22 protein-coding genes and 1 pseudogene are annotated in these 24,635 nt (G+C 73.9%); 10 read left to right on the forward strand and 13 right to left on the reverse strand.

What is annotated here, in order from left to right; translation table 11 throughout:
- Positions 1 to 35: 35 nt before the first annotated feature.
- Positions 36 to 683 carry a class I SAM-dependent methyltransferase gene (locus AB1207_RS08310; protein WP_367637545.1) on the forward strand — a complete coding sequence of 216 codons (648 nt, stop codon included), beginning with the start codon at positions 36 to 38 and terminating at the stop codon, positions 681 to 683.
- Here the strand turns inward: AB1207_RS08310 and dapF are convergent.
- Positions 667 to 1,599: a diaminopimelate epimerase gene (dapF, locus tag AB1207_RS08315; protein WP_367637547.1), complete on the reverse strand. Its 933-nt coding sequence runs from the start codon at positions 1,597 to 1,599 to the stop codon at positions 667 to 669. The genes AB1207_RS08310 and dapF overlap by 17 nt on opposite strands.
- Positions 1,596 to 2,570 (reverse strand): tRNA (adenosine(37)-N6)-dimethylallyltransferase MiaA, encoded by a 975-nt coding sequence (miaA, locus tag AB1207_RS08320; RefSeq protein WP_367637549.1) that lies wholly within the window; start codon positions 2,568 to 2,570, stop codon positions 1,596 to 1,598. The genes dapF and miaA overlap by 4 nt, the downstream gene beginning before the upstream one ends.
- Before the next feature lie 44 nt (positions 2,571 to 2,614).
- On the opposite strand from miaA, the gene AB1207_RS08325 reads away from it, so the two are divergent.
- Positions 2,615 to 2,944: an Rv0909 family putative TA system antitoxin gene (locus tag AB1207_RS08325; RefSeq protein WP_367637550.1), complete on the forward strand. Its 330-nt coding sequence runs from the start codon at positions 2,615 to 2,617 to the stop codon at positions 2,942 to 2,944.
- Between the two features lie 161 nt (positions 2,945 to 3,105).
- Here AB1207_RS08325 and miaB read toward each other — a convergent pair whose 3' ends face one another.
- Positions 3,106 to 4,611 carry a tRNA (N6-isopentenyl adenosine(37)-C2)-methylthiotransferase MiaB gene (miaB, locus tag AB1207_RS08330; protein WP_367637551.1) on the reverse strand — a complete coding sequence of 502 codons (1,506 nt, stop codon included), beginning with the start codon at positions 4,609 to 4,611 and terminating at the stop codon, positions 3,106 to 3,108.
- A gap of 118 nt (positions 4,612 to 4,729) precedes the next feature.
- On the opposite strand from miaB, the gene AB1207_RS08335 reads away from it, so the two are divergent.
- The 4 genes from AB1207_RS08335 (at position 4,730) to AB1207_RS08350 (ending at position 8,108) form a co-directional block, all read left to right on the forward strand.
- The gene (locus tag AB1207_RS08335) at positions 4,730 to 5,527 is read left to right on the forward strand and encodes an amino acid ABC transporter ATP-binding protein (protein ID WP_367637552.1); all 798 of its coding nucleotides are present in this window, start codon (positions 4,730 to 4,732) and stop codon (positions 5,525 to 5,527) included.
- 59 nt (positions 5,528 to 5,586) lie between these two features.
- Positions 5,587 to 6,495: a glutamate ABC transporter substrate-binding protein gene (locus AB1207_RS08340; RefSeq protein WP_367637553.1), complete on the forward strand. Its 909-nt coding sequence runs from the start codon at positions 5,587 to 5,589 to the stop codon at positions 6,493 to 6,495.
- An 81-nt stretch (positions 6,496 to 6,576) separates the two neighbouring features.
- Positions 6,577 to 7,221 (forward strand): amino acid ABC transporter permease, encoded by a 645-nt coding sequence (locus AB1207_RS08345; protein WP_367637555.1) that lies wholly within the window; start codon positions 6,577 to 6,579, stop codon positions 7,219 to 7,221.
- Positions 7,218 to 8,108, forward strand: a complete 891-nt coding sequence (locus AB1207_RS08350) for an amino acid ABC transporter permease (RefSeq protein ID WP_367637557.1) — start codon at positions 7,218 to 7,220, stop codon at positions 8,106 to 8,108. The genes AB1207_RS08345 and AB1207_RS08350 overlap by 4 nt, the downstream gene beginning before the upstream one ends.
- 18 nt (positions 8,109 to 8,126) lie before the next feature.
- Here the strand turns inward: AB1207_RS08350 and AB1207_RS08355 are convergent, their stop codons facing one another.
- From AB1207_RS08355 to recA, 3 genes are all read right to left on the reverse strand, one after another.
- A complete protein-coding gene (locus AB1207_RS08355; protein ID WP_367637559.1) occupies positions 8,127 to 8,420 on the reverse strand; it encodes a putative quinol monooxygenase in 294 nt (97 codons plus the stop codon).
- Between the two features lie 10 nt (positions 8,421 to 8,430).
- Positions 8,431 to 8,844 (reverse strand): regulatory protein RecX, encoded by a 414-nt coding sequence (locus tag AB1207_RS08360; RefSeq protein WP_367637561.1) that lies wholly within the window; start codon positions 8,842 to 8,844, stop codon positions 8,431 to 8,433.
- Between the two features lie 98 nt (positions 8,845 to 8,942).
- Entirely contained in the window at positions 8,943 to 9,983 is a 1,041-nt protein-coding gene (recA, locus tag AB1207_RS08365) for a recombinase RecA (protein WP_367637563.1), read from the reverse strand.
- 196 nt (positions 9,984 to 10,179) lie between these two features.
- On the opposite strand from recA, the gene AB1207_RS08370 reads away from it, so the two are divergent.
- Together AB1207_RS08370 and AB1207_RS08375 are read left to right on the forward strand one after the other, a co-directional pair.
- Positions 10,180 to 11,172: an SMP-30/gluconolactonase/LRE family protein gene (locus AB1207_RS08370; RefSeq protein WP_367637564.1), complete on the forward strand. Its 993-nt coding sequence runs from the start codon at positions 10,180 to 10,182 to the stop codon at positions 11,170 to 11,172.
- Positions 11,163 to 11,678 carry a DinB family protein gene (locus AB1207_RS08375; RefSeq protein WP_367637565.1) on the forward strand — a complete coding sequence of 172 codons (516 nt, stop codon included), beginning with the start codon at positions 11,163 to 11,165 and terminating at the stop codon, positions 11,676 to 11,678. The genes AB1207_RS08370 and AB1207_RS08375 overlap by 10 nt, the downstream gene beginning before the upstream one ends.
- Before the next feature lie 10 nt (positions 11,679 to 11,688).
- Here the strand turns inward: AB1207_RS08375 and AB1207_RS08380 are convergent, their stop codons facing one another.
- A complete protein-coding gene (locus AB1207_RS08380) occupies positions 11,689 to 11,913 on the reverse strand; it encodes a DUF3046 domain-containing protein (protein ID WP_367637567.1) in 225 nt (74 codons plus the stop codon).
- 77 nt (positions 11,914 to 11,990) lie between these two features.
- Here AB1207_RS08380 and AB1207_RS08385 point away from each other — a divergent pair, with 77 nt between their 5' ends.
- The gene (locus tag AB1207_RS08385; protein WP_367637569.1) at positions 11,991 to 16,712 is read left to right on the forward strand and encodes an ATP-dependent helicase; all 4,722 of its coding nucleotides are present in this window, start codon (positions 11,991 to 11,993) and stop codon (positions 16,710 to 16,712) included.
- Positions 16,713 to 16,715: 3 nt separating this feature from the next.
- Complete coding sequence (locus AB1207_RS08390; protein WP_367637571.1) at positions 16,716 to 17,618, forward strand: DNA-formamidopyrimidine glycosylase family protein; 903 nt, start codon at positions 16,716 to 16,718, stop codon at positions 17,616 to 17,618.
- Positions 17,619 to 17,913: 295 nt separating this feature from the next.
- Here AB1207_RS08390 and AB1207_RS08395 read toward each other — a convergent pair.
- The 6 genes and pseudogenes from AB1207_RS08395 to AB1207_RS08420 all read right to left on the reverse strand — a co-directional run.
- Positions 17,914 to 18,153: pseudogene (locus AB1207_RS08395) on the reverse strand (helix-turn-helix domain-containing protein); the annotation flags it as partial.
- Between the two features lie 151 nt (positions 18,154 to 18,304).
- Positions 18,305 to 18,847, reverse strand: coding sequence for a CinA family protein (locus tag AB1207_RS08400; RefSeq protein WP_367637573.1), 543 nt, complete (start codon positions 18,845 to 18,847; stop codon positions 18,305 to 18,307).
- Positions 18,844 to 19,416, reverse strand: a complete 573-nt coding sequence (gene pgsA, locus AB1207_RS08405; protein WP_367637575.1) for a CDP-diacylglycerol--glycerol-3-phosphate 3-phosphatidyltransferase — start codon at positions 19,414 to 19,416, stop codon at positions 18,844 to 18,846. The genes AB1207_RS08400 and pgsA overlap by 4 nt, the downstream gene beginning before the upstream one ends.
- Positions 19,413 to 20,885 carry a 30S ribosomal protein S12 methylthiotransferase RimO gene (rimO, locus tag AB1207_RS08410; RefSeq protein WP_367637577.1) on the reverse strand — a complete coding sequence of 491 codons (1,473 nt, stop codon included), beginning with the start codon at positions 20,883 to 20,885 and terminating at the stop codon, positions 19,413 to 19,415. The genes pgsA and rimO overlap by 4 nt, the downstream gene beginning before the upstream one ends.
- An 80-nt stretch (positions 20,886 to 20,965) precedes the next feature.
- Positions 20,966 to 21,820: an NYN domain-containing protein gene (locus AB1207_RS08415; protein WP_367637578.1), complete on the reverse strand. Its 855-nt coding sequence runs from the start codon at positions 21,818 to 21,820 to the stop codon at positions 20,966 to 20,968.
- Positions 21,821 to 22,037: 217 nt separating this feature from the next.
- Positions 22,038 to 24,614: an FtsK/SpoIIIE family DNA translocase gene (locus AB1207_RS08420; RefSeq protein ID WP_367637841.1), complete on the reverse strand. Its 2,577-nt coding sequence runs from the start codon at positions 24,612 to 24,614 to the stop codon at positions 22,038 to 22,040.
- Positions 24,615 to 24,635: the final 21 nt, after the last annotated feature.

Here is a 24,635-nt window from a genome sequence, read left to right on the forward strand (position 1 = left end):
GGCCGCACCGCCCGGCGGCCCTACGCTTGCCCGTCGTGCCCGAGCCCCAGCCCGACGCCCAGCCGGATCCCCAGCACTACTTCACCGCCCGGCCCGCGACGGCCGACGAGCGCCGCGAGCTGACCGTCCGCCTCGCCGGCCGCGACGTCACGGTGACGACGGCGCGCGGGGTGTTCAGCGGGGACCGGCTCGACAAGGGCACCGCCGTCCTGCTGCCGCTGCTCGAGGACGACCCGGGGGCGGCCGACCGGACCGGCGACGTCCTCGACCTCGGGTGCGGCTGGGGCCCCGTCGCGCTGAGCCTGGCACTGCTGCGTCCCCGGCAGGTCGTGCACGCCGTCGACGTCAACGAGCGGGCCCTGGACCTGGTGCGTCGCAACGCCGAACGGCTCGGCGTCCACGTGCGTGCGAGCCCGCCCGAGGCCGTGGACCCGCAGCTGCGCTTCGCGGAGGTGTGGTCGAACCCGCCCATCCGCATCGGCAAGGAGGCCCTGCACGCCCTGCTGCTGCAGTGGTTGCCGCGCCTGGCGCCTGGTGGCCGGGCCCACCTGGTGGTGCAGAAGAACCTGGGGGCGGACTCGCTGCAGACGTGGCTGGCCTCCGGCGTCCTGCCGGGGACCCGGACCGAGCGGGCGACGACGTCGAAGGGGTTCCGCGTGCTGACGGTCAGCCGGGAAGGCTGACGGTCCCGGTCGCGACGAGGCGCGCGGGTCCGGACAACCAGACGGTCCCCTCGGTGAGCGTCGACCCGGCGCCGACCGTCACGACGAGCCGGCCGCCGGGCACCCGGACCCGCCACACGGCGGGGGCGCCCTCACCGGCCCACGCGCGCGTCGCGAGCGCCGCGGCGCAGGCCCCGGTGCCGCACGAACGCGTCTCCCCCGACCCCCGCTCGTGGACGCGCATGGACACGTCGCCCATGTCCGCGTCCCCGTCACCGTCGAGGTCGATGGTGTCGACGGGCACGACGAGCTCGACGTTGGTGCCCTGCGGCGGCACCGGTTCGACGCGGGGGGCGCGGGTCAGGTCGGCGGCGGCCAGCTCCGTGCGGTCGGGCAGGGCCACGACGGTGTGCGGGTTGCCGAGGTCGAACGACAGCGCGGGCCGGGCCACGCCGTCCAGCCCCTCGACGTGGACGAGCGCGTCGGAGCCCGCCGCCAGCGCGCGCTGGCCCCCGGTCATCCGCCACGTCCCCATGTCGGCGGTCCAGGCGCCCTCGCCCTCGCGGCGCAGGCGCTTGACCCCGGCCCGGGTGGCGACGGGGAACCACTCCCCCGCCGCGGCGGCCTCCGGGAGCAGCCCCTGCTGCAGGAGGAACTCCGCGAAGACGCGGACGCCGTTGCCGCACATCTCGGCGACCGACCCGTCGGCGTTGCGGTAGTCCATGAACCACTCGGCCTCGCCGGCCCACTGCGCCGCAGCGGGTTCGGCGGCCGTGCGCACGGCGCGGACGAGCCCGTCGGCGCCGAGGCCCGCGCGGCGGTCGCACAGCCACGCCACGACGTCGGCGGCGGGGTTCCACGCGCCGTCCGCGTCCGCGACCAGCACGAAGTCGTTCTCGGTGCCGTGGCCCTTGGTGAAGGTGATCTCGCTGGTCACGCGGCCGATGCTACGGGCAGCAGCTCCAGCACCCGCCGCGCCAGGTCCTCGGGGTCGGTGCCGTCGGGCGCCGGCAGCCAGTGCACCCGGGGGTCGCGGCGGAACCAGGCGTCCTGCTTGCGGGCGAAGCGGCGGGTGAGGCGGGCGGTCAGCTCGCGGGCCTCCTCCAGCGTCGTGCGGCCGTCGAGGGCGTCGAGGACCTGCGCGTACCCGAGCGCCCGGCCGGCCGTGCGGCCCTCCCGCAGCCCCCGCGCCTCCAGGGCGCGCACCTCCTCGACGAGGCCGGCCGTCCACATGCGGTCGACGCGGGCGTCGATCCTGGCGACGAGCTGCTCGCGCGGCACCGCCAGGCCGACCTGCAGGGTGGGGCGGCGGTACGTCTGCTCGGGCAGGGACGCGGCGAACGGGGCGCCGGTGATCTCCCCGACTTCCAGGGCCCGCACGATGCGACGCCCGTTGGACGGCAGGATCGCGGCTGCGGCGGCGGGGTCCCGTCCCGCCAGGACGCCGTGCAGCGCCTGCGGCCCCACCCTGTCCAGCTCGGCCTCCCAGCGCGCCCGGACGTCGGGGTCCTTGCCGGGGAAGCGCAGGTCGTCGAGGGCCGCGCGCACGTACAGGCCCGAGCCGCCGACGAGCACCGGCACGCCGCCGCGGGCCCCGACGTCGTCGAACGCCGCGTGGGCCCAGGACTGGAAGGTCGCGACCTCGGCCGTCTGCGTGACGTCGAGGACGTCGAGGAGGTGGTGCGGCACGCCCCGGCGCTCGTCGGGGGTGATCTTCGCCGTGCCGACGTCCATGCCGCGGTAGAACTGCAGGGCGTCGGCGTTGACGACCTCCCCGGGCGTGCCCGCGCGCTCGGCCAGCAGCCCGCTGAGGGCCACCCCGACGTCGGACTTGCCCGACGCGGTGGGGCCGACGACGGCCACGACAGGAACGTTCGACTGGCCCACGGCGTCATGGTGGCAGAGCATCGGAGACGATCCGTGCACCCCAGCCGCACGCAGGAGGAGACCCCGTGGGCACCATCGACTTCCTCAAGGTCAAGATCGGCGAGGCCGCCGACCAGGCCCTGCACCTGGCCGACCAGGCCCGCGGCAAGGCAGGTTCCTTCGCCGCCGAGCACTCCGGCCGCGCCGACGGCGCCATCGGCAAGGCGGGCCAGTTCGTCAACACCCGCACCGACGGCCGGTTCGCGGACACGGTGGGCAAGGTCAGCGACCTGGCGCGCAAGGGGGTCGACCTCGCGGCCGACCAGGCGCCGGTGTCCCCGATGGAGGGCGGCGGCACCCGGATGCGCGGTGGCGTCAGCTCCGACGGCACCCCGATGAGAGGACCGCTCCGATGACCATCCCGACTCCGCCCCCGGTCCCGGCCCCGCCGAGCCCGGTGCCCACCCCGGGTCAACCCGGCTCGCCGCCGATGCCGGACCCGGGCCCGACGCCCGGCCCGGACCCCGTGCCGGACCCGTCGGTCCCGCCGTCGAAGTAGCTCAGGCGGGACGCCGGGTCAGGCGGGCCGCAGGGACGGCATGCCCAGGCCCACCGGGCGCGGTCCGGACTCGACCTCGGGTTCCGGACGCGCCTGGCGGGCCTCCCAGGCGTCGCCGGCGCGGGTGCGCCGCACGGCGAACGACGACAGGTCGTCGGCCTCGAGGTAGTGCGGGGCACCACGCGTGATCGTCACCGTCGCGACGTCACCGGGACGCAGGGACGTGCCCTCGGGGACGGCGAAGTGCACGAGCCGGTTGTCGGGCGCACGACCGGACAGGCGCTGCGTCGCGGCGTCCTTGCGTCCCTCGCCCTCGGCGACGAGGACCTCGAGGGTCCGGCCGGTCTGGGCGACGTTCTCCTCGTACGTGATCCGGTCCTGCAGGTCGGTGAGGCGCACGTAGCGCTCCTGCACGACGTGCTTGGGCACCTGGTCGCCCATCGTCGCGGCGGGAGTGCCGGGCCGCGGGGAGTACTGGAACGTGAAGGCGCTGGAGAACCGCGCCTGCTCGACGACGTGCAGCGTCTGCTCGAAGTCCTCGTCCGTCTCCCCCGGGAAGCCGACGATGATGTCCGTCGTGATCGCCGCGTCGGGGATGCGCGCGCGGACGCCGTCGATGATGCCGAGGAAGCGCGACTGCCGGTACGAGCGGCGCATGGCCTTCAGGACGCGGTCGGAGCCGGACTGCAGCGGCATGTGCAGGCTGGGCATGACGTTGGGCGTCTCGGCCATGGCGTCGACGACGTCGTCGGTGAAGCTGGAGGGGTGCGGGCTCGTGAAGCGCACGCGCTCCAGTCCCGCGATGCCGCCCGTCGCGCGCAGCAATTTGCCGAACGCGAGCTTGTCGCCGAACTCGACGCCGTAGGTGTTGACGTTCTGCCCGAGGAGCGTGACCTCGAGGACACCCTCGCCGACGAGGGCCTCCACCTCGGCCAGCACGTCGCCGGGGCGGCGGTCCTTCTCCTTGCCGCGCAGGGCGGGGACGATGCAGAACGTGCACGTGTTGTTGCAGCCCACCGAGATGCTGACCCAGGCCGCGTAGGGCGACTCGCGGCGCGTCGGCAGCGTGGACGGGAAGGTCTCGAGGGACTCCAGGATCTCGACCTGCGCCTCGGCGTTGTGCCGCGCGCGTTCCAGCAGCACCGGCAGCGACCCGACGTTGTGGGTGCCGAAGACGACGTCGACCCAGGGCGCCTTGCGGACGATCTCGCCGCGGTCCTTCTGCGCCAGGCAGCCACCGACGGCGATCTGCATCCCGGGCCGGCGCTCCTTGACGGGCGCCAGGTGGCCGAGGTTGCCGTACAGCTTGTTGTCCGCGTTCTCGCGCACCGCGCACGTGTTGAAGACGACGACGTCCGGCTCGACCGGACCCTCGCCACCCGCCTCGTCGAAGCGCACGTACCCGGCGTCCTCGAGCAGGCCCGACAGGCGCTCGGAGTCGTGCACGTTCATCTGGCAGCCGAACGTGCGCACCTGGTAGGTGCGCCGGGGGTCCGGCTGGGCGGGGGCGGTCGTCGTGCTCATCACCGGCCAGTCTAGGTGACCGCGCGAAACCCTCAGGGAGTCACCATCTCGTCACGATCGCACCACCCGCGTGGCGTTTCGATGGACAGGCTGAGCAGCTCCTGTACGGTCCAGCCGCATGAGTGACCAGGCACGGGCCCCTCAGCCGTCACCCGCCCCGGGGTCCCCGCGACCCGACCGCCGCCCCCTCGTGCGCCTGGAGGGCGTGCAGAAGCACTTCGGCGCCCTGCACGTGCTGCGCGACATCGACCTGACGATCGCCGAGGGCGAGGTCGTCGTGGTCATCGGGCCGTCGGGGTCGGGCAAGTCGACCCTGTGCCGCACGGTGAACCGCCTGGAGACGATCGACGCCGGGCGCATCACGATCGAGGGCCAGGACCTGCCCGCCGAGGGCAAGGCGCTGGCCAGGCTGCGCGCCGACGTCGGCATGGTCTTCCAGTCGTTCAACCTCTTCGCGCACAAGACGGTGAAGGAGAACGTGACCCTCGGGCCGACGAAGGTCCGCGGCGTCTCCGCCGCCGACGCCGGCCGACGCGCCGACGAGCTGCTCGCCCGGGTCGGCCTGGCCGACCAGGGCGCGAAGTACCCGGCGCAGCTCTCCGGCGGTCAGCAGCAGCGCGTCGCCATCGCCCGGGCGCTGGCCATGGACCCCAAGGTGATGCTCTTCGACGAGCCGACCTCGGCCCTGGACCCGGAGATGATCAACGAGGTCCTCGACGTCATGACCTCCCTCGCGAAGGAGGGCATGACGATGGTCGTCGTCACCCACGAGATGGGGTTCGCCCGCCGCGCCGCCGACCGCGTGGTGTTCATGGCCGACGGCCGGATCCTCGAGGACACCGACCCCGAGACGTTCTTCACCGCGCCGCGGCACGACCGGGCCAAGGACTTCCTCTCGAAGATCCTCACGCACTGACCCGCCCAGCGGACCACCCACCGAGCACGACCGCACCACACCCCGGAGGAACCCACCCCATGAGGACCCTGCGATCGCTGACCCTGGCCGGCACGGCCGCCGCCCTGCTCGCCCTCACCGCGTGCGGTGGCGGCGGCGGGCAGCTGTCCGGTGAGGACGCCGCCGACCAGCCCACCGCGGAGGCGAGCGCCTCGTTCGAGGCGGGCACGAAGATGGCCGACATCTCGTCGGCGAAGAAGATCACCATCGGCACGAAGTTCGACCAGCCCGGGTTCGGCGAGGCGAACCTCGAGAACAAGCCCGAGGGCTTCGACGTCGACGTCGCCGAGTACATCGCCGCCAAGCTCGGCGTCGGCCCGGACGCCATCTCCTGGGTCCCCGCACCCAGCGCCCAGCGCGAGGACCTCATCGCCAACGGGGACGTCGACCTCGTCGTGGCGACCTACACGATCAACGACAAGCGCAAGGAACGGATCACCTTCGCGGGTCCCTACTACGTCGCGGGTCAGCAGATCATGGTCGCCAAGGACAACACGACGATCACCGGCCCGGACAGCCTGAAGACGAACCCGGACCAGAAGATCTGCTCGGTCACCGGCTCCACGCCCGCGGAGAACATCCGCCAGTACCTGGCCGACCCGGGTCAGCTCGTGGAGTTCGCCGGGTACAGCGACTGCGCGGCGCAGCTGCAGAGCGGCCAGGTCGCCGCGGTGACGACGGACAACGTCATCCTCACCGGCCTCGTGGCCAAGTCGAACGACGCGTTCAAGCTCGTCGGCGAACAGTTCACCGAGGAGCCCTACGGCATCGGCATCGCCAAGGGCGACACCGCGTTCTGCGAGTTCATCAACTCCACCCTGAAGGAGATGTCGGACGACGGCTCGTACAAGGAGGCGTGGGAGGCGACGGCCGGCAATTACGAGGGCACCGAACTGCCCACGCTGCCGACGGCCGACGCCTGCGCCTGACCCGTTGACAGGGGTGGGCGGTCGCCGCGGTGACCGCCCACCCCTCCGCACGCACTCCTGGAGGCGATCCCCCTGGATCCCGTGATCGACAACCTCGACCTGTTCGCCGCCGGGTTCCTGCGGTCGCTGGGTCTGGCGGCGTGGGCCGCCGTCGGCTGCCTGGTCCTGGGCACGGTGCTCGCGGTCTTCCGCGTCAGCCCCGTCCCCGTGCTGCGTGGCGTCGGCGCCGTCTACGTGACGCTCGTGCGCAACACCCCGCTGGTCATCGTGCTGTTCTTCTTCGTGTTCGCGGTTCCGGCCGCGTTCGCGGTCAAGGCGTCGAACTACACCCTCGCGGTCTGCGGGCTCATCGTGTACACGGCGGCCTTCGTCTGCGAGGCCGTGCGGTCCGGCATCGCCACCGTGCCCTCGGGCCAGGCCGAGGCCGCCCGTGCGATCGGCCTCCCCTTCCGCCTCACGCTCACCGAGGTGGTCCTGCCGCAGGCGCTGCGGGCGGTCGTCCCGCCCGTGGGGAACGTCCTCATCGCGATGATCAAGAACTCGGCCGTGGCCGGCGCCGTGGGCGTCGGCGGCGACCTCTTCGCGGTCTACCAGCGACTGGTGAGCGCCCAGGGGCTGCCGCGGTTGCCCATCATCACCGGCATGGCGGTCGGCTACCTCGTCATCACCCTGACGGCGGCCCTGGCCCTGCACCTGACCGAGCGGAAGTTGGCGGTGGCCCGGTGAGCGCTCCCACGGCGGTCCTCTTCGACGCCCCCGGCCCCGTCGCCCGCCGGCGGACCCGCATCGGCAGCATCGTCGCCGCGGTCCTGCTCGTCGGGGTGGTGGCCCTCGTCCTGGCCCGCCTCGGCCAGCAGGGTCAGCTGAGCGCGCAGAAGTGGGGCCCGCTGGTCGACCCGTCGAACTCCGACTTCTCGCCGCTGTGGACCCTGCTGGGGCGGGGTCTGTCGGTCACCCTGCGCGCGGCGTTCTTCGCCATCATCGCGTCGATCGTGCTCGGGCTCCTCATCGGAGCCCTCCGCATCCTGCTCCCCGGCCCCGCCCGGGTGCCGCTCGTCGCGCTGGTCGAACTGCTGCGCGGTCTGCCCGTCGTCGTCACGATCCTGTTCGTCGACGTCGTGCTGCGCACCGTGGGTGCCCACCCCGGGTCACTGTGGGTGCTCGTCGTCGGCCTCACGCTCTACAACTGCGTGATCATCTCCGAGATCGTCCGGGCCGGCGTCCAGTCGCTGCCGAAGGGGCAGGTCGAGGCGGGGTTGGCGATCGGCCTGCGGCCCGGGCAGGTCATGAGCCAGATCCAGTTGCCGCAGGCCGTGCGCGCCATGCTGCCGGCGCTCATCAGCCAGCTCATCGTCGTCCTGAAGGACACCGCCCTCGGCAGCGTGGTCCTCGTGTCCCTCGGCGACGTCGTCGAGATCACGAACCGCGTCCGCAACCTGCTCGACAACTCGCTGCAGATGTACTTCGTGGTCGGTCTGGTCTTCGTCGTCATCAACCTGCTGCTCGAACTGCTGGCCCGCTGGGTCCAGCGCAGGCTGTCGGTCGGCCGCCGCACGTCGGCCACCGTGCCGGTCGACAAGGGGATGCAGGTGACCGGCGGTCAGAACGTCTGACCGCCGGCCCTGCCGGGCTCAGAGGTCGTCGCGGACCGTGTAGCGCGTGAGCTTGCGGTCCGCGGTGATCGAACCGAGGCGGTTCGCTCCCTCCGGGGTGGCGCGGAAGGCGCGGTAGGCGTCGTCGGCCTCGACCGAGGTCCAGCGCTCGACGATGGCCACGTGGGTCTCGTCGGTCACGTCGACGGTCACCTCGCAGCCCAGGCACCCGGCGAACCCGCGGGTGGCCTGCAGCGTCTCGGTGATGATGGCCGGGGCGTCGGCGACGCTCTCGGGCTTGAGGGTCAGTTCCAGGATGGCGATGACGGTCACCGACCGGACGTTACGCCTGCGCCTGGAGCGCCTCGCGCACGACCCGCACCACGACGTCGGTGGGGAACCCCCGCCGCGCCAGCATGCCGAAGAGGCGTCGTTCGGCGACCGCCCGTTCCAGCCCCCGCACGGAACGGAGCTTGCGGTCGACGAGCTGCCGGGCCGCCTCGAACTGGGTGTCCTGGTCGACGACCTCGAGCGCCTCGGCGGCGGTCTCGTCGTCGACTCCCTTGCGGCGCAGTTCCTGCGCCAGGGCGCGCCGACCGCGACCGGTGCTGCGCGAGCGCACCCAGCCGTCGGCGAAGGCGCGGTCGTCGACGAGACCGACCTCCTCGAACCGGTCGAGCACCTCGACCGCGACGTCGGCCGGCACGTCCTTGGCCGCCATCTTCTCGGCCAGTTGCGCCCGCGTGCGCGGCGCCATCGTCAACTGGCGCAGCGCGATCGCCCGCGCGACCTCCCGCGGGTCGGCCTCCCGGTCCGGGTTCTCCTCCGGACCGGGGGGCGTCTGGTCGCGACGACTCAGAACTCGACCTTCGTCTCGGCGTCCGCGGGAGCGTCCATGCGCGGGCCGATGCCGAGCTTCTCCTTGATGCGCTTCTCGATCTCGTCGCCGAGGTCGGGGTTGTCGCGCAGGAAGGCGCGGGCGTTCTCCTTGCCCTGGCCGAGCTGGTCGCCCTCGTACGTGTACCAGGCGCCCGACTTGCGGACGAAGCCGTGCTCGACGCCGAGGTCGATGAGACCGCCCTCTCGGGAGATCCCCTGGCCGTAGATGATGTCGAACTCCGCCTGCTTGAACGGCGGGGAGACCTTGTTCTTGACGACCTTGACGCGGGTGCGGTTGCCGACGGGGTTCGTCCCGTCCTTCAGCGTCTCGATCCGGCGGACGTCCAGGCGCACGGAGGCGTAGAACTTCAGCGCCTTGCCGCCCGTCGTCGTCTCGGGCGAGCCGAACATGACGCCGATCTTCTCGCGCAGCTGGTTGATGAAGATGGCCGTCGTGCCGGAGTGGTTCAGCGCACCCGTGATCTTGCGCAGGGCCTGCGACATGAGCCGCGCCTGCAGACCGACGTGGCTGTCGCCCATCTCGCCCTCGATCTCGGCCTTCGGCACGAGGGCCGCGACGGAGTCGATGACGATGATGTCGAGGGCGCCGGAGCGGATCAGCATGTCCGCGATCTCCAGCGCCTGCTCCCCCGTGTCCGGCTGGGAGACCAGGAGGGCGTCGGTGTCGACGCCGAGCTTGGCGGCGTAGTCCGGGTCGAGCGCGTGCTCGGCGTCGATGAAGGCCGCGATGCCGCCCTTGCGCTGGGCGTTGGCCACCGCGTGCAGGGCGACCGTCGTCTTCCCGGAGGACTCCGGGCCGTAGACCTCGACCACGCGACCGCGCGGGAGACCGCCGATGCCGAGCGCCACGTCGAGCGCGATCGCGCCGGTGGGGATGACCTCGATCGGGGGGCGGACGTCGTCGCCCAGCCGCATGACCGAGCCCTTGCCGAAGTTCTTGTCGATCGCGGCGAGCGCGGCGTCGAGGGCCTTCTCGCGGTCCGCAGGAGCGGGCATGTCCTCACCTCTGGTCGTGGTTCCAACTGATGCGGGTCACGCTAGGACGGACCTCCGACACGACCCCCGCGCGAGCGGGGAGCTGTGGACGAACGGCCCGGCGAGCCCCCTGTGGACACCGCGATGCTATCCGTACACGTGTTCGAGCCCAAGCCACTGCGGCCCGGCGTGTCGGCCCGTGACTAGGCTCACGCCCGTGACACAGGAGTCCTCCCCGAACGACCGGCCCACCTCCCAGCCCCAGGTCCTCGACCCGCGCGGCGCCGCCCTCGTCCCCGACGGCGCCGTCCTCGAACGCCTCGGCACCGGCAGCACGTGGGCCGAGGGCCCCGTCTGGCTGCCGGCGGAGCGCGCCTGCATCTTCAGCGACATCCCGGGGAACCGGATCCTGCGCTGGGACGAGGGCACGCAGGGCCTGACGGTGCACGCCGACGGGGTCGAGTTCACCAACGGGCGCACGCTCGACGGCGAGGGCCGCGTCGTGGCCTGCTCGCACGGGCGCCGCGCGGTCGAGCGGACGGAGGCCGACGGCACGACGCACGTCCTCGTCGACCGCTTCGGCGAGGCGCGGTTCAACTCCCCCAACGACGTCGTGGTCGCCCGCGACGGGGCGATCTGGTTCACCGACCCGCCGTACGGCATCACGGTGGAGGTGGAGGGGCACGAGGGGTTCCGCGAGTACGGGGACAACTTCGTCTTCCGCCTGGACCCGTCGACCGGTGCGCTGCGCGTCGTGGTCACCGACGTCGAGGAACCCAACGGTCTCGCCTTCTCCCCCGACGAGTCCCTGCTCTACGTCGCCGACACCTCGGCCGCCCCCACCCCCGGCAACGGCTCCCACCGCCTCATCCGCGTCTACGACGTCCTCACCGGAGTGCGCGGGGGACGCGGCGCCGACGCCGTCCCGTCGGGGCCGGTCGTGAAGAACGGGCGGGTCTTCGTCGAGGTCGACCGCGGCCTCGCCGACGGGTTCCGCGTCGACACCGCGGGCAACGTCTGGACGAGCAACGGCGACGCCGTCACGGTGTTCGCCCCGGACGGCACCCGGCTGCTCGAGGTCGTCGTCGGGGAGGTCGTCGCCAACGTCTGCTTCGGCGGCGCGGACGGCGCCGACCTGTTCGTGGCCGCCTCGACGAGCCTGTACCGGCTGCGGACGACGGCCGTGGGCGCGGACCTGACGTGGCTGTGACCACCGGACCGGAGCGACCCGATCCGCCGCAGCGGGCCGGCGAACGCGAGACCCTCGCGGGGTTCCTCGACTTCCACCGTGCGACCTTCGCGTGGAAGGTGGCCGGGCTGAGCGCCGACCAGCTGCGCGTGCGGTCCGCCGAGCCCTCGTCGATGACGCTGCTCGGCCTCGTGCGGCACCTCGCCGACGTCGAACGCAGCTGGTGGCGGGTCCGCGTCGACGGCCAGGACGCCCCGCCGGTCACGTACTCCTCCGACAACCCCGACGGCGACTTCGACGACGTCGACGACGCCGACCCCGAGGAAGCGCTGGCCTGGCTGGCCCGGGAGCAGGACGAGGCGCGCCGGGTGCTGGCCGCGCACGACCTCGACGAGGTCTTCGAGCACCCGCGTCAAGGCACCACGAGCGTGCGCTGGGTGCTGGTGCACCTCGTGGAGGAGTACGCCCGCCACAACGGGCACGCCGACCTGCTGCGCGAGCGGATCGACGGCGCGACCGGCGAGTGAGCTGCGCGCGTCAGCGGCGCCGCGGCCGGGGGTCCTTGCCCAGGCGCCGTCCCTCGGGCACGTCCATGGCGTCGCACAGCGCCAGCCAGATCGCCTTCGGGTCCACGCCGGCGTCGAGCGCCTCGCGCGCCGTCCGGTCGTCGAGGGCCAGCAGGTGCTGGTCGGCCGCCAGCGAGCGCCCGTAGGCGTCCCCGAACTCGTCGGTGACCAGGGTCCAGAACTCGCTGACGCGCATGGGCGCCAGGGTGCCACGGGGCCAACGCACCGGCGTCACGAGGCGCACGTGTCGGAGGCGGGTGGTCTCATGACGGGATGAGCACGCGCAGCGCCGACGAGCGTCCCCCCGCCCCGGCGGCCGAGGACGTCCTCGGGCGGTTCTCCGAGGCCACGCGCGCCTGGTTCACCGGGGCGTTCGCGGCCCCGACGCCGGCCCAGCTCGGTGCGTGGGACGCCGTGAGCCGCGGTCAGCACGCCCTCGTCGTCGCCCCCACGGGGTCGGGCAAGACCTTGTCGGCGTTCCTCTGGGCGCTCGACGGTCTGGCGGCCGAGCCGGTCCCGGAGGACAAGGACCACCGCTGCCGCGTCCTGTACGTCTCCCCGCTCAAGGCGCTCGCCGTGGACGTCGAGCGCAACCTGCGCTCCCCGCTGACCGGCATCCGGCAGGCGGCCCAGCGCCTCGGCCTGCCGGTCCCGGACGTGCGGGTGGGCGTGCGGTCGGGCGACACCCCGGCCGAGGAACGGCGCGGTTTCACCCGCACCCCGCCGGACGTGCTCATCACGACGCCGGAGTCCCTGTTCCTGCTCCTGACGTCGAAGGCGCGCGAGCAGTTGCGGGGCGTGCGGACGGTCGTGCTCGACGAGGTGCACGCGATGGCGGGGTCCAAGCGCGGCGCCCACCTCGCCGTCTCCCTGGAGCGTCTGGACGCCCTGGTCGCCGCGGCGGGCGGTGAGCCGACCCAGCGGGTCGGGTTGTCGGCGACGGTCCGGCCGGTGCAGACGGTCGCGGAGTGGGTCTCCGGCGGCCGGCCGGTCACGGTCGTCCAACCGCCGTCCACCAAGGAGTTCGACCTGAAGGTCGTCGTGCCCGTGGAGGACATGAGCCAGCTCGACGCCTCCGGCCGCGGCGCGGAGGACCCGGACGACCTCACGGGCCAGGCGGCGGGGAACCCGCGCCGGGCGAGCATCTGGCCGCACGTGGAGGAACGCATCGTCGACCTCGTGGCCGACCACCGCTCGACCCTGGTGTTCTCGAACTCCCGCCGGTTGTCCGAACGCCTCACGGCCCGCCTCAACGAGATCTGGGACGAGCGGCTGAACCCGGACGAGGAGGAGGACGGCGAGACTCCCGCAGCGCCGCCCGCGGAGGTCATGGGCGCCGCGGGGCACGCCCAGAATCGGCCGCCGGTCCTGGCCCGAGCCCACCACGGGTCGGTGTCGAAGGAGCAGCGCTCCCTCATCGAGGAGGACCTCAAGGCCGGCCGGCTGCCCGCCGTGGTCGCGACCTCGAGCCTGGAACTCGGCATCGACATGGGTGCGGTCGACCTCGTCGTCCAGGTCGAGTCCCCGCCCAGCGTGGCCAGCGGGCTGCAGCGCGTCGGTCGCGCGGGCCACCAGGTGGGCGCGGTCTCACGCGGGGTGCTGTTCCCCAAGTTCCGCGGTGACCTGTTGCAGACCGCCGTGGTCGTCGAGCGCATGCGCGACGGGCGGATCGAGGAGCTGAGGGTCCCGGCGAACCCCCTCGACGTCCTGGCCCAGCAGATCGTCGCGATGGTCGCGATGGACGAGTGGACGGTGCCGGACCTGCTGGCGCTGGCCAAGCGCGCCGCACCGTTCGCGACGCTGTCCCGGGCAGTGCTCGACGCGGTCCTCGACATGCTCTCGGGCCGCTACCCCAGCGACGAGTTCGCCGAGCTGCGTCCCCGGCTCGTGTGGGACCGGGTCACCGACACCCTCACCGGACGCCCCGGCGCGCAACGGCTCGCGGTGACCAGCGGCGGGACGATCCCCGACCGCGGGTTGTTCGGCGTCTTCCTCGCCTCCGGCGAGGGGCCGGGCCGGCGCGTCGGGGAGCTCGACGAGGAGATGGTCTACGAGTCCCGCGTCGGCGACGTCATCACCCTGGGGTCCTCGGCGTGGCGTGTGGAGGACATCACCCACGACCGGGTGCTCGTGACGCCCGCCCCGGGTCAGCCGGGGCGGTTGCCGTTCTGGCACGGGGAAGCGCTGGGCCGGCCCGCCGAACTCGGCCGCGCCCTCGGGGAGTTCGTGCGGGAACTCGGCTCGCTGGACGGGGGTTTCGGCGGGGTTCCCGCGCGCGAGCGCGTGCTCGCGGCCGGGCTCGACGACTGGGCGACGGGGAACCTGCTCACCTACCTGGGCGAGCAGCAGGAGGCCACGCGGCACGTCCCGGACGACCGCACGATCGTCGTGGAGCGCTTCCGCGACGAGCTCGGGGACTGGCGCATCTGCATCCACTCCCCCTTCGGCGGCCAGGTGCACTCGCCGTGGGCACTGGCTCTCGGGGCCCGCATGCGGGAGCGGTTCGGCGTCGACGTGCAGGCCATGCCCGCCGACGACGGGATCGTCCTGCGGCTGCCCGACCTCGACCTGCCGGAGGGGCAGGCCCCCGACGTCGCCGACCTCGTCGCGCTGGAGGCGAACGAGGTGGCCGAACTCGTCACCGCCGAGATCGGCGGGTCCGCGCTGTTCGCGTCGCGCTTCCGGGAGTGCGCGGCCCGCGCCCTGCTGCTCCCCCGCCGCCAGCCGGGGCGCCGGCAGCCGCTGTGGCAGCAGCGCCAGCGCGCGGCGTCGCTGCTGAAGGTCGCGAGCCGGTTCGCGAGCTTCCCGATCGTCCTGGAGACGGTGCGCGAGTGCCTGTCCGACGTCTTCGACGTGACCGGTCTGGAACAGCTCATGGGCGACCTGGCCGCGCGCAAGGTCCGCATCGTCGAGGTCGAGTCGCCCCAGCCGTCCCCCTTCGCCCGCGGCCTGATGTTCGGCTACGTCGCGCAGTTCCTGTACGAGGGCGACTCCCCGCTGGCCGAGCGGCGGGCCGCCGCGCTCGCCCTGGACCCGAGCCTGCTGGCCGAGCTCCTCGGTCGGGGCGAGGGGGCGGCGCTGCGGGACCTGCTGGACCCGGAGGCGGTGCAGCGCACCGAGGACGAGCTGCAGCGGCTGGTGCCGGAGCGCAAGTCCACCGACGCCGAGGACGTGGCGGACCTGCTGCGCGTGCTCGGCCCGCTGACGACGGCCGAGGTCGCCGCCCGCAGCGAGGGCGACGCGGCGCGCTGGCTGGTGGGCTTGGAGGAGGCGCGCCGGCTCATCCGGGTGCGCATCGCGGGCGAGGAGCACTGGGCGGTCATCGAGGACGCCGGGCGGTTGCGCGACGGGCTCGGGACCCCGTTGCCCGTCGGCATCCCGGAGGCGTTCACCGAACCCGTGGCGGACCCGCTGGCGGAACTGTTCGGCCGGTACGCCCGCACCCACGGGCCGTTCACGGTGACCGACGCGGCGGCCCGCTTCGGCGTGGGCCGGGCGGTGGCGCACGACGCCCTGCGCAGGTTGCAGGCCTCCGGCCGGCTCGTGGAGGGCGAGCTGCGCCCGGGCGGGACGGGGCTGGAGTTCTGCGACGCCGACGTCCTGCGCATCCTGCGCCGGCGGTCGCTCGCGGCGCTGCGCGCGGACGTCGAACCCGTGCCGCCGCGCGACCTGGCCCGGTTCCTGCCGGCGTGGCAGGGCGTGAGCACCGGTCTGCGGCAGCGCATGCGCGGGGTGGACGGGGTGCTGCGGGTCGTCGAGCAGCTCGCGGGCGCGGTCGTCCCGGCCAGCGCCTTGGAACCGCTCGTGCTGGCCTCGCGGGTGGAGGGGTACGTGCCGTCGATGCTCGACGAGCTCACCGCGGCCGGGGAGGTCGTGTGGTCCGGCCACGGCAGCCTGCCCGGTGACGACGGCTGGGTCTCGCTGCACCCGGCCGACCTGGCCCCGCTGACCCTGCCGGACCCGGCGGAGGCGGACGTCGAGGTGGACACCGAGCTGCACCGGGCCGTCCTCGACGCACTCGGCGGCGGCGGCGCCTACTTCTTCCGCGCGCTGTCCGACGCCGTGGGGTCCACCGACGACCCGGGGCTGACCACCGTCCTGTGGGACCTGGTGTGGGCGGGGCGGCTGACCAACGACACCCTCGCGCCGCTGCGGAACCGCCTCGGGGGTCGCGGGGCGCACAAGCCTCGCGCCGCCGCCCCGAGGACGCGGTACGCCCGCCCGGGCCGGGCGCCGCGGGGGACCCGCCGCCTGGAACTGCCCTCGCGGGGCGGTCCGCCGTCGGCTGCGGGCCGGTGGTCGCTGCTGCCGGAGGTCGAGACGGACGCCACGGTGCGCGCCCACGCCAGCGCGGAGGTGCTGCTCGACCGGCACGGGGTGCTGACCCGCGGTGCCGTCGGCAGCGAACGGGTGCCGGGCGGGTTCGCCGCGGTCTACAAGGTGCTCTCGGCGTTCGAGGACGCGGGCCGCGCCCGGCGCGGGTACTTCGTCGAGGGGCTGGGCGCGTCCCAGTTCGCCACCACGGGGGCGGTGGACCGGCTGCGCGACACGGCGAAGCCGGTGGGCGGGGCGAGCCCGTCGCAGCGGCGCGGCGCCAAGGACGCCGGGCCGGGCGCGCTCGTGCTGGCGGCCACCGACCCGGCCAACCCCTACGGTGCCGCGCTCCCGTGGCCCGAGCGGTCCGAGGTCAGCGCCGGGGCGACGGGACACCGGCCGGGGCGCAAGGCCGGTGCTCTCGTCGTGCTCGTCGACGGCGAGCTCGCGCTGTACGTCGAACGCGGGGGCCGGTCCGTCCTGTCCTGGACCGCCGAGGACGACGTCCTGCAGCCCGCGGCCGACGCCCTGGCCCTGTCCGTGCGCGAGGGGGTCCTGGGGAAGCTGACGGTCGAGAAGGCCGACGGCAGCGGGGTGCTGGCCGCGGACTCGCCGCTGGGCCGGGCTCTGGAGGGGGCCGGCTTCCACGCGACCCCGCGTGGGCTGCGGATCCGGAGCTGAGGCGTGCCCGAAGGAGACGTCGTCTGGCGCACCGCGCGGCGCCTGGACCGGGCGCTGGCCGGTCGTGAGCTGACCGAGAGCGACCTGCGGTGGCCCAGCCTGGCCACGGTGGACCTCACCGGTCGGGAGGTCGTCGGGGTCGTCAGCGCGGGCAAGCACGTCCTGACGCGCATCGCGGCCGGCCCGGCGGTCGACGGGACGCCGGAGCCGGCCGTCACGCTGCACAGCCACCTGCGGATGGAGGGGTCCTGGTACGTCGAGCACACCGGCGACCCCCGCGGCCGGCGGTCGGCCTCGGGTGTCCGGGCGGTGCTCGGCACGCGGGAGTGGACGGCCGTCGGTCACAAGCTGGGGATGCTCGACCTCGTCACCACCGACCGCGAGTCCGAGCTCGTGGGCCACCTCGGGCCGGACCTGCTGGGGCCCGGGTGGGACCCGGCCGAGGCCGGACGGCGGCTCGTGGAGGACCCGGACCGCGAGCTGGGCTCCGCCCTGCTCGACCAGCGCGTCTTGGCCGGCGTCGGCACGTTCTACATGGCCGAGGCGTGCTTCCTGGCCCGGCTCACGCCCTGGTCACCCGTGCGGGACGTGCAGGACGTGACGGCCTTCGTGGCGCTCGTGCACCGGCTGCTGGACGTCAACAAGGAACGCGCCGACCAGGTGACCACCGGCGACCTGCGCCGGGGACGGCAGAACTACGCGCACGCCCGGTCGGGGCTCCCCTGCCTGCGCTGCGGAGGGACCGTCCGCGTGGCGATGATCGGCCGGCCGCCCCAGGAACGCACGGCGTTCTACTGCCCCGGTTGCCAGCGCGGACCGGCCCCGACGGACGACGGCCGGCCGCAGCGCCCCTTGGGCAGCTCCGGCCGGCCGCAGACCGCGCGCACCTACCGCACGCGGAAGTGATCGGGGGGGTCCGTCAGGCCGCCGGGATCAGACGGCGGCGCACGATGAGCTCGAGCTCGGCCGGGAGGCCCTCGAGCTCGACGGAGAACTCGCGGCTCGGCACCTCGCCGAGGGCGGAGCCGATGGCGTGGTCGACGACCGAGTCCACGGCCTGCTCGACGATGGCGTCGAGGTCGGTGTCCAGGTCCTCGGGCAGGTCCCCCACCGCCTCGGCGGGGTCGACGACCTCGGGGGCGGCGGGCCGGGGCGCCGGCGCGGGGACGATGCCCTCGGCGGCGTAGCGGCGACGGGTCCCGACACCCTCCTCGTCGGCGATGCGGCGGGTCACCTCGCCGAGGACCTCCGAGAGCGGGACGTCGAGGGCGGTGCAGATGGAGGCCAGCAGTTCGCTGGACGCCTCCTTCTGCCCGCGTTCGACCTCGCTGAGGTACCCGAGGGACACACGGGCCGTCGAGGAGACCTCGCGCAACGTCCGCTGCTGTCCGCGCCGTTCATCGCGCAGCACGTCACCGATCGTCCGGCGGAGCACGACCATGCGGCGGCCTCCCTCAGGGAGTCGAGGTGGCAGTCCGCGCAACGCCGGTCGTCCGTCCGGACCTGCTCGGTGGCTGCCTGTAGTGGAACCACCACCGTACCCCGGACGGGGCGCGGAGGTAGCGGTGGGAGCAGAGTTGCGCACGTCTGGCTCAACTCCCCGCAACGGCATCCTGTTCCGCGGCCCCGTCGCGGTCCTCCCCCTGCGCCTCCAGCAGTGCCGCGAGGTGGGTGAGGGCCGCCTGGACCGTCGCGCGCCGGACCTCGGGCCGGTCCCCCGGCACGTCGAGCCGCACGTGCCGGGCACCCCCGGGCAGCACGTCGGCCGCGATCCCGATGAAGACGGTCCCCGCGGGGAAGCCGTCCGCGGGACCGGGACCGGCGACGCCGGTGGTGGCCAGACCCACGTCGGCGCCCAGGACCCGGCGGGCTCCCCGGGCCATCTGCTCGGCCACCGCCCCGTCGACGGGTCCGGTGCGGGCGAGGGCGTCGGCGTCCACCCCGAGGACGTCGGCCTTGAGCTCGGTGGCGTACGCGACGACTCCGCCGCGCACAACGGCCGAGGCGCCCGGGACGTCGACGAGGGTCGCGCACAGGAGTCCGCCGGTCAGCGACTCCGCGGTGGCGACGGTCAGGCCGGCCGCCACCAGGGCGGCGACGACGGGACGCGCGTCGAGGGCCCCCGGGTCGCTCACGGGCGCAGGAGCTTCGCCCCGGCGACGAAGTACGCCCACGCGCTCCAGATCGTCAGGACGACCGCGACCGCCATCACCGCCAGGCACAGCGGGTCCAGCACGACGGGCAGCGGCAGGACGAACAGCCCGACGGCGACGGTCTGGACGACCGTCTTGATCTTGCCGCCCTTGGCCGCGGGGATGACACCGCGACGGATGACGATGAAGCGCAGCAGGGTGACGAGCAGCTCGCGCGCGAGGATGACGACGGTCATCCACCACCACACGCGGCCCTGCAGGGACAGGACGACGAGACCGGCGCCGATGAGCGCCTTGTCGGCGATGGGGTCGGCGATCTTGCCGAAGTCGGAGACGACCTCCCAGCGGCGGGCGAGGTGGCCGTCGTAGCGGTCGGTGATGCTGGCCGCGATGAAGACGACCGCCGCGGCGAGCCGCCACCTCCAGTTCGTCCCGCCGTCGGCGGCGAGGAACCAGACGAACAGCGGGACGAAGACGATGCGCAGCACCGTCAGCGCGTTCGGCAGGTGCACCCGGTGCGTGTTCCAGTGCAGACCCGCCTTGGTGCTCATGCCTCGACCGTAGTCCCCACCAGCGGTTCCGCGAGCAGGTCGGCACCGGCCACCCCCGTGACGCGGGCGCGGACGAGGTCACCCACCGCGACGGTCACGCCCGGGGGCAGGTCGAGCTCGGTCTCGCCGTCGACGTCGGGGCCCTGGTGCGCGGCGCGGCCGACGACGTGCGGGTCGCCGTCCTCGTCGACGACGGACTCGACGAGGACCTCCACCACCTCACCGAGACGTTCCTCGGCGCGCTGGGCGACGAGCTCCTCCACCAGCCGGCTGACGCGGTCGGCCCGGGCGGCGACGACGTCCTCGGGCAGCTTGCCGTCCAGGGTCGCGGCCTCGGTGCCGTCCTCGTCGGAGTAGCCGAAGATCCCGACGACGTCGAGCCGGGCGCGCTCGAGGAAGGAGCACAGCTCGTCCACGTCGGCCTCGGTCTCCCCGGGGAACCCGACGATGACGTTGGAGCGGACGCCGGCGGTCGGGAACCGTTCGCGCACCTGGTCCAGCAGGGCGAGGAAGGCGTCGGTGCTGCCGAAGCGGCGCATGCGGCGCAGCACGTTGGGCGCGGAGTGCTGGAACGACAGGTCGAAGTAGGGCACGACACCGGGCGTGGAGGTGAGGGCGTCCAGCAGGCCGGGACGGACCTCGGCCGGCTGCAGGTACGAGACGCGGACGCGCTCGATGCCCTCGACGGCGGCGACCTGCGGCAGCAGCGCCTCCAGGGCCCGCAGGTCCCCGAGGTCCTTGCCGTAGGAGGTGGTGTTCTCGCTGACGAGGAACACCTCCTTGACGCCCTGCTCGGCCAGCCACCGCGTCTCGGCGAGGACCTCGTCGGCGGGCCGGGAGACGAAGGACCCGCGGAAGGCGGGGATGGCGCAGAACGAGCAGCGGCGGTCGCAGCCGGCTGCGATCTTCACCGGAGCCCACGGCCCGGAGCCCAGGCGGCGGCGCACGACCCGGGGGCCGCTCGCGGGGGCGAGGCCCTCCGGCAGGTCGGGTTCGGCGAGGGTGACGGCGCGAGCCGCCTGGCGCTGGGCCTGGCGGTCGGCCGGAGCCAGCGGCAGCAGCGTCCGGCGGTCCCGCGGGACGTGGGACTCCCGCTTCTCCCCGTGCAGGATCGCCTCGAGGTGGCTGGAAAGGTCCCCGTAGGAGTCGAACCCGAGCACGGCGTCGGCCTCGGGCAGCGACTCGGCGAGGTCCTTGCCGTAGCGCTCGGCCATGCAGCCGACCGCGACGACCGCCTTGGTCCGCCCCGCCTCCTTGAGGTCGGCGGCGGCCAGGACCGTGTCGATGGAGTCCTTCTTGGCCTGCTCCACGAACCCGCAGGTGTTGACGACCGCCACGTCGGCGCCGTCCGCGTCGTCGACCAGCGTCCAGCCGGCGTCGGCCAGACGGCCGGCGAGCTCCTCGGAGTCGACGTCGTTGCGGGCGCAGCCGAGGGTCACGAGGGCGACGGAACGAGTGGTGGCGGGCACGGTTCCAGGGTACGTGGCCCGAGGACCCCGTCCGGTCGTCGCCGAGCCCCGCAGGATCGGGGAGCGGGAGACGGGGAGGGTCAGGCCGTGCGGGCGCGCGGGGTCTGGGGGGCGGGGACGCGACCGACCTCGCCGACGTCCGGGGCGGCCGGGGCGGGCGCGTCCTCGGTGTGCGGCGCGGCCGCGGGAGCACTGCCGTGCAACGGGTCCACCTCCCGCGGCGCGGCGGGGGCGTGCTGGTGCGGGTGGTCCAGCGGGGCACCCTCGTCGAGGAGGGCGCGCATGGGCCGCGTGGGGCGGAACCACCCGCCGTCCGGCGGCAGGGCCGTGAGCCGGGTGCGGCCGAGGGAGACCTGGAACGCGCCCGGCACGTCCTCGAGGTCGACGAACTCGATGAGCGGGGACTCCTGCGCGTACCCCGCGACCTCGGCGAAGGACAGGACGACGACCCGGACCCCGGCGCGGTGCAGTTCCTCCAGGGGCGCGAGGAAGTTCCGGCCGTCCCCGCTGGCGACGACGACGCGGCGCAACCGGTGGCTGGCCTGGCGGGAGGCGATGTGCTGCAGCATCGCGTCGTCGACGTCGTCCTCGGGGTGGACCTTCGGCCGCGCGAACACGGCGTACCCGAAGTTGCGCAACGCCTCGATCCAACCCCGCAACGAGACCGCGCTCGTCGGGTGGACGTTGGTGAACACGCACCCCTCGACCTCGTGGTCGGCGGCCTCTGCGAGGAACCACCGGGCGATCGCGTCGAACCGCGGGCGGTCCGAGGACGCCGGTCGCGACCCCAGGATCGAGGACAGCGTCATGTCGATGTTCGGTGCGTCCCAGACCAGGAGGTCGAGGTCGCGGCGCTCGGTGTCGCGGCGTTCACTCCGGTCGCCGGGCCGGTCGGCGGACTGCCGGACGGGCTCGGGGGGTCGGGGCGCGTCCATGGCTCAAAGTTACACGGAGAGTCACCGTTCGGCGATGCATTGCTCGCTCTCCGTGACGTGTCGTGCGCGCGGGTTCGGATCGTCGGAGCGGAGGGCCGAACCTACCGGCCCTCCGCTCCGACGGTCCCGCCCCCGGGGGCGGGATCGTCGACGCAGCCGGCTCACCCTGTGAGCACGACGCGTCGACGAGCCCACCCCCGGAGGGCGCGAGCGGGGTTCAGCGACGGTCGAGCAGTTCCCAGGCGTCCTCGGACCCGTCGCTGCCGTCGAGGTCGATGACCTCCGGCTCGCCGGTGGGTTCCATGGCCGTCGGGGGTTCCTCACCGCGCATGAGCGCCAGGGTGCCGGGCAGGTCGTCCGGGCGGACCAGCACGTCGCGAGCCTTGGACCCCTCGCTGGGGCCGACGACGCCGCGGGACTCCAGGAGGTCCATGAGGCGACCGGCCTTGGCGAACCCGACGCGCAGCTTGCGCTGCAGCATCGACGTCGACCCGAACTGCGTCGTCACGACGAGCTCGGTCGCCTGCAGCAGGACGTCGAGGTCGTCGCCGATCTCCTCGTCGACCTGCTTCTTCTGCGTCGTCACCACGACGTCGTCGCGGTACACGGGCCGCAGCTGCGCCTTGACGTGCGAGACGACGGCCTCGACCTCGCTCTCGGTGACCCAGGCCCCCTGCACGCGCATGGGCTTGGAGGCCCCCATGGGCAGGAAGAGCGCGTCGCCCTGCCCGACGAGCTTCTCGGCGCCGGGCTGGTCGAGGACGACGCGGGAGTCGGCGAGCGAACTCGTCGCGAAGGCCAGCCGCGAGGGCACGTTGGCCTTGATGATCCCGGTGACGACGTCGACGGAGGGGCGCTGCGTCGCCAGCACGAGGTGGATCCCGGCGGCGCGGGCGAGCTGGGTGATGCGCTGGATCGAGGCCTCGACGTCGCGCGGCGCGACCATCATGAGGTCGGCCAGCTCGTCGACGATCACCAGCAGGTACGGGTAGGGGTGCAGCACCCGCTGCGAGCCCTCCGGCACCTGGACCTTGCCGGCCTTGACGGCCTTGTTGAAGTCGTCGACGTGCTTGAACCCGAACGCGGCGAGGTCGTCGTAGCGGACGTCCATCTCGCGCACGACCCACTCCAGGGCCTCGGCGGCCTTCTTGGGGTTCGTGATGATCGGGGTGATGAGGTGCGGGATGCCCTCGTAGATCGTCAGCTCGACGCGCTTGGGGTCGACGAGCACCATGCGCACCTCGTCCGGCGTGGACCGCATGAGGATCGAGGTGATCATCGAGTTCACGAAGCTCGACTTCCCGGCGCCGGTGGCACCGGCGACGAGCAGGTGCGGCATCTTCGCCAGGTTCGCCACGACGAACCCGCCCTCGACGTCCTTGCCGACGCCCATGACCATCGGGTGCTCGGTCGAGGTCGCGGCGTGCGAGCGCAGGACGTCCCCGAGGGAGACCGTCTCGCGGTCGCTGTTGGGGATCTCGATGCCGATCGCGGACTTGCCGGGGATCGGCGACAGGATGCGGACGTCGGCGCTGGCGACGGCGTAGGCGATGTTCTTCGACAGCTGCGTGACCCGCTCGACCTTCGTCCCCGGCCCGAGCTCCACCTCGTACCGCGTGACCGTCGGGCCGCGGGAGAACCCGGTGACGCGGGCGTCGATGTCGAACTGGTCGAGCACGCCCGACAGCGCCTCCACGACGCGGTCGTTGGCGGCGCTGCGCTCCTTCGGCGGGGTCCCGGGCGTCAGTGCGGCGGCCTCGGGCAGCGTGTAGGTGACGTCGGGGGCGAGGGTGAGCTGCTCGATCCGCGGCGGCAGCGGGGTGGCCTCCGGCGGAGCGAGGTCCTTGGGCTTGCTGGCCGGGACGGACGCCCCGTCCACGACGGGCGGGACGTCGCCCGCGGCCAGCGCCTCGCGCACCGACGGGACGTCGGAGGGCACCGCGCGCCTCTCGCCGGGACGGGGGCGACGCCCTGCGTCCCGGGCCGCTTCCTCGACGGCGGCGTCGGTGATGGCGGCCTGCTCGAACGCCTCGTCGCCGACGCGGGCCGCCTCCTCCGCCCGTGCCTCCGCGGCGGCCTTGCGACCCCGGCGGCGGGTCGGCGCGGCGTCCTCGTCGGCGTCCAGGGGACCGGCCTCGATCGCGCGTGCCGCCCGCTGGCGCGCCAGCGCGTTCGCCGGCAGGTCCCCGCGGGTGGAGCGCTCCTGCGGAGCGGGGCGGTGGGGGTGGTGCGTCAGGCGCTCGTAGGCCTCCCGGACGCGGGACGGGATGGCGTGCACCGGGGTGGCCGTGAGCACGAGGACGCCGAAGAACCCGAGCAGCAGGAGGATCGGGACGACGACCCACGCCGTCAGCGCCGTGGTGAGCGGTCCGGCGACGAGGAACCCGAGCATCCCGCCGGAGTCCGTCACCACCCCGGCGCCCTCGGGCCCCGTCGGGGAGGGCGCACCGGTGGCCAGGTGCACGAGCCCGGCCGTGGCCAGGGTCAGCGCGATCGAGCCGACGACGGCGCGCGTGGTGGTCTGGGTGTGGTCGGGGTGGCGCAGCAGGTGCACCGACAACCCCACGATGACGACGGGCAGGGCGAGGCCGACCTCGCCGAAGGTGCCGGCGACGACCGTGTGGATGACGGCCCCGGCGCGGCCCGGCAGCCCCCACCACTCGCGGGCGGCGACGACGATCGCCAGCGCGAGCAGCGCGAAACCGGCGCCGTCGCGGCGCAGTTCGGGGTCGAGGTCGCGGGCCCCGGTGCCGACGCGGCGGGCGGCACCCCCGACGAGGTGCGCGACGCCCATCCAGACGGCCGTGACGGCGCG

This window comes from Kineococcus endophyticus, from assembly GCF_040796495.1.
GTDB lineage: Bacteria > Actinomycetota > Actinomycetes > Actinomycetales > Kineococcaceae > Kineococcus > Kineococcus endophyticus.